At 50.2% G+C, this 13,626-nt stretch carries 11 protein-coding genes; 1 reads left to right on the top strand and 10 read right to left on the bottom strand.

Annotated features, from left to right (window positions below; genetic code table 11):
• Positions 1–5 precede the first annotated feature (5 nt).
• Both secG and eno read right to left on the bottom strand, forming a co-directional pair.
• Positions 6–248, bottom strand: coding sequence for a preprotein translocase subunit SecG (gene secG, locus I2H87_RS07840; RefSeq protein WP_009268048.1), 243 nt, complete (start codon positions 246–248; stop codon positions 6–8).
• A 124-nt stretch (positions 249–372) separates the two neighbouring features.
• A complete protein-coding gene (gene eno / locus I2H87_RS07835; protein ID WP_195609674.1) occupies positions 373–1,641 on the bottom strand; it encodes a phosphopyruvate hydratase in 1,269 nt (422 codons plus the stop codon).
• A 187-nt stretch (positions 1,642–1,828) separates the two neighbouring features.
• On the opposite strand from eno, the gene I2H87_RS07830 reads away from it, so the two are divergent.
• A complete protein-coding gene (locus I2H87_RS07830) occupies positions 1,829–4,054 on the top strand; it encodes a DNA topoisomerase III (RefSeq protein WP_207746060.1) in 2,226 nt (741 codons plus the stop codon).
• A 91-nt stretch (positions 4,055–4,145) separates the two neighbouring features.
• Here the strand turns inward: I2H87_RS07830 and I2H87_RS07825 are convergent, their stop codons facing one another.
• The 8 genes from I2H87_RS07825 to glpK form a co-directional block, all read right to left on the bottom strand.
• Entirely contained in the window at positions 4,146–6,053 is a 1,908-nt protein-coding gene (locus I2H87_RS07825) for an ABC transporter ATP-binding protein (RefSeq protein ID WP_195609673.1), read from the bottom strand.
• On the bottom strand, positions 6,053–7,804 hold the full coding sequence (locus I2H87_RS07820) for an ABC transporter ATP-binding protein (protein ID WP_195609702.1): 1,752 nt from the start codon (positions 7,802–7,804) through the stop codon (positions 6,053–6,055). Before I2H87_RS07820 ends, I2H87_RS07825 begins: the two co-directional genes overlap by 1 nt.
• A 54-nt stretch (positions 7,805–7,858) precedes the next feature.
• Positions 7,859–8,308 carry a MarR family winged helix-turn-helix transcriptional regulator gene (locus I2H87_RS07815; protein ID WP_009268055.1) on the bottom strand — a complete coding sequence of 150 codons (450 nt, stop codon included), beginning with the start codon at positions 8,306–8,308 and terminating at the stop codon, positions 7,859–7,861.
• Between the two features lie 255 nt (positions 8,309–8,563).
• Positions 8,564–9,097 (bottom strand): hypothetical protein, encoded by a 534-nt coding sequence (locus tag I2H87_RS07810; RefSeq protein WP_009268056.1) that lies wholly within the window; start codon positions 9,095–9,097, stop codon positions 8,564–8,566.
• Positions 9,088–9,741 carry a DnaJ domain-containing protein gene (locus I2H87_RS07805; protein ID WP_195609672.1) on the bottom strand — a complete coding sequence of 218 codons (654 nt, stop codon included), beginning with the start codon at positions 9,739–9,741 and terminating at the stop codon, positions 9,088–9,090. The genes I2H87_RS07810 and I2H87_RS07805 overlap by 10 nt, the downstream gene beginning before the upstream one ends.
• 88 nt (positions 9,742–9,829) lie before the next feature.
• Positions 9,830–11,161 carry an MATE family efflux transporter gene (locus I2H87_RS07800; protein ID WP_195609701.1) on the bottom strand — a complete coding sequence of 444 codons (1,332 nt, stop codon included), beginning with the start codon at positions 11,159–11,161 and terminating at the stop codon, positions 9,830–9,832.
• Positions 11,151–12,035, bottom strand: coding sequence for a DUF5685 family protein (locus I2H87_RS07795; protein ID WP_009268059.1), 885 nt, complete (start codon positions 12,033–12,035; stop codon positions 11,151–11,153). The genes I2H87_RS07800 and I2H87_RS07795 overlap by 11 nt, the downstream gene beginning before the upstream one ends.
• 3 nt (positions 12,036–12,038) lie before the next feature.
• Entirely contained in the window at positions 12,039–13,550 is a 1,512-nt protein-coding gene (gene glpK, locus I2H87_RS07790) for a glycerol kinase GlpK (RefSeq protein ID WP_009268060.1), read from the bottom strand.
• Positions 13,551–13,626 lie beyond the last annotated feature (76 nt).

Here is a 13,626-nt window from a genome sequence, read left to right as displayed (position 1 = left end):
TCCTCTTAGTTAAAAATCTTTAAGTTCAGCACAACCGCCAGTACAAGGAACAAAATCGCCAGAAACTTTGTGGACTTTACAAGCGCGCCCTCCATCGAGCGACCTTTGTTCTGTCCCCAGTAACTTTCCGCCGCACCGCTGATCGTTCCAAGTCCCGCGGATTTTCCCTCCTGCAGAAGAATAATTGCTGATAATGCAATACAATCTATAACAAAAATAATTGTCAGAATAATTTTCAAAATCTCCATCCGTTCACACCTCCTGTGGATAAACCTTACTCATTTTAGCACAAGATAAGATTGAACACAAGATGATTTCCACATTTTTCACAACTTTCTTAGTACATTTTCCTACCCAAAGCAAACACTTTTCTTATTCCAACGTTTCCGCGATCCGCAGAAGCTGATTGTATTTTGCCACACGCTCTCCCCGGCACGGCGCGCCGGTCTTGATCTGCCCGGTGTTAAACGCCACCGCCAGATCCGCGATCGTCGTATCTTCCGTCTCGCCGGACCGGTGCGAAACGATCGCCCGATACCCGGATTTCTGTGCAAGTTCGATTGCCTCGATCGCTTCGGTCAACGTTCCGATCTGATTCACTTTCACAAGGATCGCATTTGCCACATTACGCTCGATCCCCTGCTTTAAACGTTTTGTATTCGTCACGAACAAGTCGTCCCCGACAAGCTGGATCTCGCCGCCAAGCCTTGTTGTCAGAAGTTCCCAGCCGTCCCAGTCTTCCTCGTCCAGCGGATCCTCGATCGAACAGATCGGAAATTCCAGAGCCAGTTCCTGATAATAGTCGATCATCTCTTCTGCCGTGCGCGCGATCTTCTGCCCGGTCATCTTACTCTCCCCCGGGAACAGATACTTTCCGCTTTCCGCATGATACAATTCCGACGCCGCCACATCCAACGCGATACGGATATCCTTTCCCATCTCATATCCGGCTTCTTCCACCGCATCCTTTAAAAACTGCAGCGCTTCCCGCGCCCCCGGGAGATCCGGCGCAAATCCGCCCTCATCTCCGACCGCAGTTTCCAGTCCTGCTTTCTTCAAAAGCTGTTTTAGCACCTGATAAATTTCCGCGCACATCCGAAGTCCCTCCCGGAAATTTGCCGCTCCCACCGGCATGATCATAAATTCCTGAAAATCCAGCGTATTATCCGCATGCGCTCCCCCATTTAAAATATTCATCATCGGAACCGGAAGCCGTTTTGCGTTGACGCCGCCCAGATATTTGTAAAGCGGAAGCCGAAGCGCATTGGCTGCGGCATGCGCGGCTGCCAGCGATACGCCGAGCAGCGCGTTTGCTCCCAGATTTTTCTTGTTCACGCTTCCGTCTGTTTTGCAGAGCACACGGTCAATCTCTTTCTGGTCAAATACATTCATCCCGATCACTGCATTCGCCAGATGTGCGTTGACATGCTCGACTGCCCTCTGCACGCCCTTTCCCTGATAACGTGCTCCGCCGTCCCGAAGCTCCGTCGCCTCAAATTTCCCCGTAGACGCGCCGGACGGTACCGAAGCGCGCCCCACCGTATGATCCCCCACCAATACTTCCACTTCTATCGTCGGATTTCCTCTGGAATCCAGAATTTCCCGGGCATATACGTCCCGGATCGGTAAATGCTGATACATCTTGTTTCCTCCTCATGATCCTGCAATATCTATATGACATTTTCCCCGAAAATGCCACCGCTTGCTTTTATCATCAGTATCTCCCGCTTTTTCCCGGATAATGCATCGAATCCCCGGAATCCATTGACTTTTCGACCCGCTTACGATACCATCAATGTGCAGAATCAGAATGAAAGGAATTTGTATCATGAAACATCTTGTCATCGCAGAAAAACCATCCGTCGCACGCGATATCGCGCGGGTTTTGCACTGTAATAAAAAAACAAATACTTATATAGAGGGAACCGAATATATCGTCACCTGGGCGCTTGGTCATCTGGTCACACTGGCCGATCCGGAGGAATACGGAAAAGAATACCAGTCCTGGGATTTGGAGACACTTCCGATGCTCCCGAAAGACTGGAAACTGGTCGTCATCAAACAGACCGGGCGACAGTTCCATGCAGTCAAAGAACAGATCTTCCGAAAAGACGTCTCCGACATCATCATCGCCACCGACGCCGGGCGCGAGGGAGAACTTGTGGCGCGCTGGATCCTCGAGAAAGCCGGAAACAAAAAGCCTCTGAAACGTCTCTGGATCTCCTCCGTCACCGACAAAGCGATCCGGGATGGATTCGCACATTTAAAACCGGGAAAAGACTACTACAATTTGTACCGTGCCGCCGTGGCGCGCGCCGAATCCGACTGGGTTGTCGGCATCAACGCGACCCGTGCCCTCACCTGCAAATACAACGCGCAGCTTTCCTGCGGACGTGTCCAGACACCGACCCTTGCCATGATCGCCGCAAGAGAGCAGGAAATCCGGCAGTTTCAGCCGCAGCCATTTTATACGGTATCGGCGCTTGCAAACGGCGTTCCATTCGTCTGGACTGATAAGAAGTCCGGTTCCAACCGTACGTTTGACAAGTCGCGCGCGGAACAGATCCGCGCTCTCGCCGATCCGGCAGATGCTTCTTTCGAAATCCTGGACGTGCAAAAGAAAACAAAAACTTCCACATCCCCGGCGTTGTACGATCTGACTGCGCTTCAGCAGGAAGCCAACAAGCGTTACGGATTTTCCGCAAAAGAAACATTGAATATCATGCAGCGTCTCTACGAAACGCACAAAGTCCTGACCTACCCGCGAACCGACTCCCGGTATCTGACAACCGACATGGTCGGCACGCTGAAAGAGCGGCTCGAGTCCTGCGCTGTCGGTCCGTACCGGAAGCTGGCGCTGTCCCTCGCAAGAACAAAACTCCGCCCGACGAAAGCATTTGTCAATGATCAGAAAGTATCCGATCATCACGCGATCATTCCGACCGAGCAGTTTGTCTCGCTGGAACATATGACAAACGAAGAGCGAAAGATTTACGATCTTGTCGTCCGTCGTTTCCTCGCCGTACTCTGTCCGGTCTGTGAATACGAGGAGACTGCGGTCAAAGCACAGCTTGGTTCTGAGGTATTCCACGCCAAAGGCAATGTCTTAACAAGCCCCGGCTGGCGCGAAGCCTATGCTTCCGATCTATTTTCCGATGACGAAGATGAATTTACGGATTCCCCAACTGATTTCAGAACCCGATCCGACACAGCCCTTTCGTCGCTCTCCACATTTCATAAGGGTGACCGGATCCCGGTTGCTTCCATTGTCGTCAAAGAGGGCAAAACAACGCCGCCGCCATATTTTACAGAGGGAACACTGATCGCGGCGATGGAAAATCCGGTCAAATATCTGGAACACCGGGACAAGACGATCGTGCGTACGCTGGGCGAGACCGGAGGACTCGGAACCGTCGCCACGCGTGCAGACATCATCGAGAAATTATTCCACAGCTTCCTGATGGAAAAACGCGGCAGCGAGATCCATATCACTTCCAAGGGAAAACAATTGCTGGAACTTGTTCCACAGGATCTGAAAAGTCCCGAGCTAACTGCCGCATGGGAACTCCGTCTTCAGGCGATCGCAAAAGGGACTGAATCTGACCGCACTTTTATGGCAGAGATCGAATCCTATACAAAGACACTGATCGATGAGATCAAACGCGGAAACGGCACGTTCCGCCATGAGAATCTGACCCGCACAAAATGTCCGGTCTGCGGAAAATATATGCTGGAAGTAAACGGAAAGCACGGAAAACTGCTCGTCTGTCAGGATCGGGAATGCGGACACCGGGAGACACTCTCGCGCAAGACAAACGCCCGCTGCCCGAACTGCCACAAAAAGATGGATCTCGTCGGAAAAGGAGACGGTCAGCGTTTTGTCTGCTCCTGCGGTTACAAAGAAAAGCTCAGTTCTTTTGAAGCCAGAAAGAAAAAAGAGGGAAAAAGCGGCAGCAAACGCGACGTCAATCAATACTTGAAAAAGCAGGCGAAAGAAGCAAACGAACCGCTCAACAATGCATTTGCGGACGCATTTTCCAAATTGAAATTATAAAAAATGTGAAAAGACCATTCCGTTCAGGATCAGGCGCAGCTTTGACAGCTTCCCGATCCCGACCGAAATGGTCTTTTGTACTTACTTTTCTTTATGCGCTGATCGCATTTCCGGTATACAACTGGTAATACTTTCCTTTCTCCGCGATCAACTGGTCATGAGTACCGCGCTCGATGATCCGTCCCTGTTCCAGAACCATGATACAGTCGGAATTGCGGACTGTGGAAAGACGATGCGCGATGACAAATGTCGTTCTTCCGTGCATCAGGCGATCCATACTTTCCTGAATGATCCGCTCTGTACGGGTATCGATCGAACTGGTCGCCTCGTCTAAGATCAGCACCGGAGGATCGGCTACCGCCGCCCGGGCGATTGCTAAGAGCTGTCTCTGTCCCTGACTTAAGTTCGCCCCGTCTCCGGTCAGCATCGTGTCGTATCCCTGCGGAAGCCGCCGGATAAATCCGTCCGCATTGGCAAGTTTTGCCGCCGCGATGATCTCCTCGTCGGTAGCGTCCAGCTTTCCGAACCGGATATTTTCTTTCACGGTTCCGGTAAACAAATGGGTATCCTGAAGCACGATCCCGAGGGAACGTCGAAGATCTGCTTTTTTGATCTTATTGACATTGATGCCGTCGTACCGGATCTTTCCGTCCTGAATATCATAGAAGCGGTTGATCAGATTGGTGATCGTCGTCTTACCCGCTCCGGTGGAACCGACAAACGCGATCTTCTGTCCCGGTTCCGCATACAGCTTCACATCGTGGAGCACGATCTTGTCATCGTTATAACCGAAATCCACGCCGTCAAACACGACATTTCCTTTCAGCTCCACATAATCGACCGACTGATCCGCCTGATGTACATGTTTCCATGCCCATCTTCCGGTCCGTTTCTCACTCTCTTTGAGTTCTCCGTTTTCTTCAGTCACATTGACAAGCGTCACATATCCCTCATCCACTTCCGGCTTTTCATCCAGAAGCTTGAAAATACGTTCCGCTCCTGCCAACGCCATAACGATCGCATTCATCTGCTGGCTGACCTGATTGATCGGCATGCTGAAGCTTTTGTTAAAGGTCAGGAAACTTGCAAGCCCTCCCAAGGTAAATCCTCCGATGCCGTTCAGCGCCAGAACTCCGCCGATGATCGCACAGACAACGTAGCTGATATTTCCGAGCTGCGCGTTGACCGGCCCTAAATAATTTGCATAAGTATTTGCCCGGTCCGCGCTTACAAACAACGCATCGTTCAGTTTCTTAAAGTCTTTTTTACTTTCTTCTTCGTGACAGAATACTTTCACGACTTTCTGCCCGTTCATCATCTCTTCGATAAATCCATTCACATTTCCCAGATTGATCTGCTGCTGGAGGAAATACTTTCCGCTCCGTCCGGCAGCCGACTTCGTACAGAACAGCATCACGCCGACCATCAAAAGCGTCACGATCGTCAACGGAATGTTCAAAACGAGCATACTGATAAACACGCTCACTACCGTAAAACCACTGTTGATGATCTGGGGAATACTCTGGCTGATCATCTGGCGCAGCGTATCGATATCATTCGTATAGATCGACATGATGTCGCCGTGCGCATGGTTGTCAAAATATTTGATCGGCAGTTTTTCCATATGTTCAAACATTTCATTTCTAAGATTCCGAAGTGTTCCCTGCGTCACTTTGACCATGATCCAGTTGTACAGATACGTCGAAACGACGCCGATCGCATAAAATACCGCAACTCTTCCGATCGCATGTGCCAGCGGGGAAAAGTTCGGCGTATCGGTGGACAGCAAAAACGGTGTGATATAATCGTCGATCAGATTCTTCATGAACAACGTTCCCTGCACGTTTGCGATCACGCCGACAAAGATTAAAAGAAAAACTGCCAGACAGTGATATTTGTAATCACGGAACACGTATTTCATCAGGCGCGCCAATAATTTTCCCGGATTCTTCACCGCCGGTTTTTCGCCTTTTTGTCCTCTTCTCATCGGTCCTGCCATTATGCCGCGCCTCCTTTCTCGTCAAAATCTCCGCCGCCCTTTGTCTGAGATTCATATACCTCACGGTAGATCTCATTGGAGGCAAGCAGTTCTTCGTGTGTGCCAAATCCGTTGACCTCACCCTCTTCCATTACGATGATGCGATCCGCATCCTGCACGCTGGAGATACGCTGGGCGATGATCAGCTTCGTCGTATCCGGGATCTCCTCCCGAAATGCCCGTCGGATCTTCGCATCCGTCGCGGTGTCGACCGCGCTGGTGCTGTCGTCAAGGATCAGGATCTTCGGTTTCTTCAACAGCGCTCTCGCAATACAAAGCCGCTGTTTCTGTCCGCCTGACACATTGTTTCCGCCCTGTTCGATATGAGTCTCATATTTTTTCGGGAAACGCTCGATAAATTCATCCGCACAGGCAAGCCGGCACGCTTCCTGACATTCTTCGTCGGTCGCTTCCAGATTCCCCCAGCGCAGATTGTCGTAGATCGTTCCCGTGAACAAGACATTTTTCTGAAGTACGACCGACACCTGATTACGCAGGGAATCCAGATCATACTCTTTGACGTTCTTTCCGCCGACCAAAATCTCGCCTTTCGTCACGTCATACAGACGGCTGATCAGATTGACCAGACTCGTCTTGGCGCTTCCGGTCCCGCCGATGATGCCGATCGTTTCTCCGGAATGAATGTCCAGATTGATGTTTTTGAGTACCGGTTCCTCGCTGTCTTTCTTGTAGGCAAACTCCACATTTTTAAACTGAATGCTTCCATCCGCCACTTCCGTCACCGGATGCTTTGGATTATGGATCTCGCTCGTCTCGTTGAGCACTTCATAAATACGCCGGATGCTGGCGGTACTCATAGAGATCATAACAAATACCATAGACAGCATCATCAGGCTCATCAAAATATTCATACAGTATGCAAGAAGACTCATCAGTTCCCCGGTCGTCAGGGAATCTACCACGATCATCTTCGCGCCGAACCAGCTCAAAAGGATGATACAGGTATATACCGTGAACATCATAAGCGGCGCGTTGAAGATGACGTTGTTCTCCGCTTTCACAAAGATTTTATAAATGTTCTCGCTCGCTTTATGGAATTTATCCGTTTCTTTTTCTTCGCGCACATACGCTTTTACGACGCGGATCGCCGACACATTTTCCTGAATGGACGCGTTCAGCGCGTCGTACTTCGGAAATGCCTGTTCAAAGTATGCCGTTGCATGACGGATGATAAAGAACAGGATCGTCCCAAGCAGAAGAACTGCCACAAGATAGATCATCGAAAGTTCCGCATTAATGCTGAACGCCATGAGCATCGCACAAAGCATACTCGCCGGCGCTCTCATCATCATACGCAGTGACATCTGATATGCCATCTGCACATTGGTCACATCGGTAGTCAGACGTGTAACAAGACCGGCCGTACTGAACCGGTCGATATTTGCAAAAGAATACGTCTGGATCTGGTTAAACATCGACTCCCTCAGATTTTTTGCAAGTCCTGCGGATGCTTTCGCAGCGAATCTTCCTCCCGCCATTCCGGCTGCAAGTCCGATCGCCGCGGCAAGGATCATCAGACCGCCGACTTTGTAAATATGATCGATGTCTCCCGCATTGACTCCGTCGTCAATGATCGAAGCCATCAGAAACGGGATCAGCGTCTCCATCAGCACTTCTCCGATCATAAATATGGGCGTCGCCACAGATGCAGCTTTGTATTCTTTCACTTCCTTTAATACTCTTCGCAGCATCAGTATCATAAGTTGTCTCCTCCCTTCGTTGTCCCCGTTTTACAATTTTTGCATTTACAACTTTTCTTTTTCCACATTCCTACGGATCTGATCTGCCACACGCAGAAATACTTGAAGATCGTCGTCCTCGATCCCCTGGATCATCCGGTGGTTCAGACATCCGATGATCGCCTCGATCTTCTCATGGCTTTCGATCCCCTGTTCCGTCAAGATGACTTTCTTTAACCGGGCGTCATATTCCACGGACTCCCGCCGGACATAGCCCTTTTTCTCAAGGATCTGTATGATGTTCGTCACTGTGGAACGTCCGATCGAAAAGAACTTCTCAATGTCTTTCTGAAAAATATCTTTCTTCCGGTTCTCATACAAATACCGCATGATCCATCCATTCATCAGCGGAATCTCGTCGATCCCCTCCGCTTTTACCCACGCTTCAATCGTCCTTGAAATCGTATGATCCAGCCGCCGGATCTCAAATCCCACCTTACCGCACGCCTCTTCCATATTCTACCTCCATCCGGGAATGTATGTTTCGTTCAATCATGAATTGTTCACATGTGGATTGTTCATGTATGGATTGTTCATGTATGGATTGTTCATGTTTGAACTTTTTCTACATACCTATTTTACGACTGAAAATTTTTATTGTCAAGAATTTTTCTGACACAATTTCCTATGTCCTATGCAGCAAAAAACCTCTTTTGCATACAAAGTACAGAGCCCTTGTACACAAAAGAGGTTAGCGTCGGTGTACATATATCAATTCAAAAGTCTCCCCCGCATCTTATTCCAGAGGACACCCTGAAAATATTCATATGCGCGGTCGTACAGAAACAGGAACACCTGTCCCGCCGCGATCACGATCACAGACATCCAGCCTGAAATCTCACGTACAAACAAAACTTCCTGAAACAACAAGACTGCCGGTAAAAAAATCAGATTGAACACGACATATTTTACGATCCAGAACAACGCTTTCCGATTGATCCGGTCCGACATCCGCCCTAATTTCAGCCATACGATCTCCACGATCAGAATATAAAGTCCCATCACCGCATAAGTGATGACGTAAAACTTATTCGGTGCAATAAACAGTCCGAGAAGCACGCCGGCTCCCCAGAACGCCACGCCGCTTCCGGCGCCGAATTCTCTCCAGATGATCCCTACAAAAAAGGACGCTGCCGCAAGTAAGAACAGCGTTCCTGTCTCGATGATACTGCCAAGCATCATAAAAATGATCGTCAGCGCCAGCAGCATCCCTCCAAATGCGATTTTCTTAGCTTTTACATGCATCCGCAGAGGTCGCCTCCCATACACTCACATAATTGGTCTGCTATACAGAGGTCACAGCACATATTCCCGCTTCCGCAGTTGCTTCCGCCCACGCCATATCCGCCGTTATACGGACTGTTCTGGTAACGCTGTCCGGTCCACTCGATCTGATTGAGAAGCTGACGGTACTGCATATTGTTCGGTTCCATATTGACCGCCTGTCCCGCGTGGTCTCTCGCCAGAATGTTGTTGCCGATCCCCGCGTTGGCTGCCGCACTCAGATAATACCACTGCGCATTGCGGTTCGGCATCCGGTTCAGCACATTGAGCGCGTCGCGATAACGCCTTGTGTTGATGAAATTATAGACAGCCTGCATCTCCACATCCTGAGAACCGCCGGAAGAACTATATCCGCCGTAGCTGTTCCCGCCCGCGGAGCCATAACCGCCGTATCCGTAACCGGATCCGCCGTGTTCCCGCTCTTTCATGATCACATCATAGGCTTCCTGCACTTCCTTGAACTTCTCTTCCGCCAGATCTGCCAGCGGATTGTTGACATTCGCATCCGGATGATACTTTCTTGTCAGATCTCTATATGCTTTCTTCACTTCGTCATCTGATGCGCTCTGCGGAATTCCCAGCACATCATATGGATTTTTATTCATTTCGTAATCCTCACTTTTCCTTTGCACCTCAATATCTTATCTATCATATAATAGATTTTCTGCCATGTCCAGACTTTGCACGGATTCTTCACAAAGTTTTCTTCTTTTCCCTCCGGTAATAGAGATACCCCGCCGCGTCCGCCAGAAACCAGCCGATCGGAACCGAAGCCCAGATCCCGTCCACGCCGATCGCCTCATTTGCCGAGAGAATATAGGCGAGCGCCACCCGCGTTCCGAGGGAGATCACAGTCAGTACAAGGGAAATCCCCGGACGTTTGACTGCCCGGAAATACCCGTACAGCAGGAACAAAAATCCGATCAGACAGTAAAAACTTCCCTCGATCCGCAGATACCGGATCCCGACATTTAGTATCTCCACTTCCTCCGGCTTGACAAAGATCAGCATCAGCGGCTTTGCAAACAGGACAACCAAAGCGCTGACTCCGACACTGAAAAGAAACGACGTCCGCACCGCGCTTCGGATGCCCTCACGGATCCGCTCTTTCTTTCCGGCTCCGTAATTCTGCGCTACAAAGGTGGAAAATGCATTTCCGAAATCCTGTACCGGCATATAGGAAAACGAGTCGATCTTCACCGCCACGGAAAAAGCCGCCATCACAACCGAGCCGAAACTGTTGACCAGTCCCTGCACCATCAGGATTCCGAAATTCATAACCGACTGCTGGATACAGGTCATCGAAGACAGATGGAGGATTTCTTTTAAGATCTCTTTTCTCCACCGCATATCTTCGCGCCGCGGACAAAATTCCCGGAAGAAAAGCAGCGTGTAGATAAAAAGTCCCACCCCCGATACATACTGCGAGATCACGGTCGCCTCTGCCGCTCCCTGCACTCCGCGCTTCAGCACTACGACAAACAAGAGATCCAGCCCGATATTGAGCACCGCGGAAATCCCCAGAAACACAAGCGGAACAACCGAATTTCCCGCCGCCCGTAGCAGACAGGAAAAGAAATTGTACAAAAATGTGGCGAGGATCCCCCAGAAGACCATCCAGAGATATTCCCACATCATTTCATAAATATCCGCCGGAACCTGCAAAAGATGCAGGATCATATCCATCCCGGAAAATACGATCCCGGTGATCAGAAGCGCAATGCCGCCGATCATACAAAACGCGAGAAAAATACTGTTTTTCAGGCGCACAGAATCTTTCTTTCCATAGTAAATAGAAAAAGCAACGCCGCTTCCCATACAAAGCCCGAGCAGGATCGACGTCAGAAACGTCATCAAGGAATAGGACGATCCGACTGCCGCCAGCGCATCTTTGCCGAGAAATTGTCCGACGATCAGCGTATCGACCACATTATAAAACTGCTGGAGCAGATTTCCGACCATGATCGGAAATGCAAACCACAACAGCGATCTTGTGATATTTCCGTTGGTCAGATCATGATGCATGGTGCGCACCTCCGTCCGACGCATGTTCATTCCGTCCGCTTCCCGCTTTGGTATTCTGCCGCTCTTTCCGGATCTTATTGTAACGGTTCCATACGCCCGCATACAGGATATTCCGCAGGATATCCGCCCCTTTCAGACAGGGCAGCCGTTCAAATGCCGCGCTGCATTCCGCCATCATCATATTGAGGATCTGCGCGCAGCGTTCCTCATAATCCGGCTGTTCATGCAGTGCTTTCAGCGGATTATAATTGCCGTCTTTTAAATCTTTCTCCAGATCTTCGTAGGCGTCCATGATATAAATAAATTTCCCGAGGAAAAATCCGATCTTCCGAAGCGGCTCTTCCCACATATCTTTTCGATAAACGAGCAGTTCTTCCATCAGTCTTCCGGTGCATCCCGCCGTCAGATCGATCTCCTGCCGGTCCTCTTTTTCGTATTGCTCCAAACGTTTCAGTTCCCGGCGGATCGCACGACTCTGGCGCGGATATTTCTCCGCCAGCTTCTGCGCTTTTTTCCGAAATGCCGCGCAGCCCAGCAGACCGCTTAATTTCTTCTCATCCTGCCAGTCGTCTTTCAGATGATAATAGGACAATAAAATATTCATATCTGCGGCATATTCCGAAAATTCATTCTGCAGCATGGTCTGCTTTTTGACCGGGTGTACTTTGCAGCGATGCATCGACTGTTTCAGTTCCGTTTCATAAAGAGACGTCAGAAGCAGGATCACAAACGTCATATCATAGGTGAGCGTCAGTTGTCCCAGACTGCCGTAATACTCTTTTAATGACTTACAAAGTCCGCAGTAACAGGCTTTGTAAGCTTTGAAATCTTTGATTTTCAACTCCGGCTCACAGATCGTGACATACCCAAACATCTTTTATAACTCCTTTTCGTCTTCATCCTTTGCCCAGCCAAATGCACAGCGCACTGCCCGTTTCCATCCGCGCAGCATCTTCTCCCGCTTTCCGGCTTCGATCTTCGGCGTAAAAATCTGATCGATCGCCCAGTTTTTCACAACCTCTTCCGGACTGTTCCAGTAACCGACCGCAAGACCTGCCAGATATGCGGCTCCCATCGCCGTTGTCTCCACACATTTCGGGCGGTTGACCGGAGCGTTGCTGATATCCGCCTGCGTCTGCATCAGGAAATTGTTCGCGCTGGCGCCGCCGTCCACTTTCAGTGCCGCCAGATCGATCCCCGAATCCGCTTTCATCGCTTCCAATACATCGTTGACCTGATATGCCAGAGATTCCAAGGTCGCACGCACAATATGATCTTTGTTCACACCACGCGTCAGACCGACGATCGTTCCCCGCGCATACTGATCCCAATACGGCGCGCCCAGTCCGGTAAATGCCGGAACAACATAACAGCCGTTGGAATCTTCCACATTCTGCGCCATATATTCCGTCATGGACGCCGAATCGATCAGACGCAGTTCATCCCGAAGCCACTGGATTGCCGCTCCCGCGACAAAGATCGATCCCTCCAATGCATAATTGACTTTCCCGTCGATCCCCCAGGCGATCGTCGTAACCAGTCCGTTCTTGGAAAAGACCGGTTTTTCCCCGGTATTCATAAGCAGAAAACATCCGGTTCCGTATGTATTTTTCGCCTCTCCGGCGTGGAAACAAGTCTGACCGAACAGCGCCGCCTGCTGGTCTCCGGCCGCCCCCGCAATCGGGATCTCTCCGCCAAAGAACGAAGCGTCCGCATATCCGTAAATACAGCTGGACGGCTTTGCCTCCGGAAGCATGGAACGCGGAATATCAAGCTCTCTTAGGATCTCTTCATCCCACTGTAATGTATTGATGTTGAAAAGCATCGTCCGGGATGCATTGGAGTAGTCCGTCACATGTACTTTTCCTTTCGTCAGCTTCCAGATCAGCCACGTCTCCACCGTGCCGAATAAAAGCTCTCCTCGTTCTGCCCGCTCTCTCGCGCCCTCCACATGATCCAGGATCCATTTCACCTTTGTCGCGGAAAAATACGCATCGATGACCAGCCCTGTCTTCTCCCGGAATTTATCCGTCAATCCGCGTTCTTTCAGGGAGTCACAGTATTCTGCCGTTCTTCTGCACTGCCAGACGATCGCATGACAGACCGGTTTCCCGGTATGTTTATCCCAGACGATCGTCGTCTCTCTCTGGTTGGTGATTCCGATCGCGGCGATCTCTTCCGGTTTTGCCCCGATCCGGCTGATCGCCTCTCTCGCCACCTGAAGCTGGGTCGCCCAGATTTCCCCGGCATCATGCTCTACCCAGCCCGGTTTCGGAAAGTGCTGTGTAAATTCTTTCTGCGCCATACTGCAGATCTCGCCTTTTTCATTAAACAAAATGCACCGGTTGCTCGTCGTACCTGCATCCAGCGCCATAATATACTTTGCCATCGTAACTGCCTCCTACTTTTTTGCCTCGCGCGGTTCTTTTGCCTTTATCCCAGTCTTTCGGCGATTCTCCCGCCGC

This window comes from Mediterraneibacter glycyrrhizinilyticus (assembly GCF_015560805.1).
GTDB lineage: Bacteria > Bacillota > Clostridia > Lachnospirales > Lachnospiraceae > Schaedlerella > Schaedlerella glycyrrhizinilytica_A.
The sequence above is the reverse complement of the archived record's forward strand: the minus strand, read 5'-3'. Positions and strand labels throughout refer to the sequence as shown.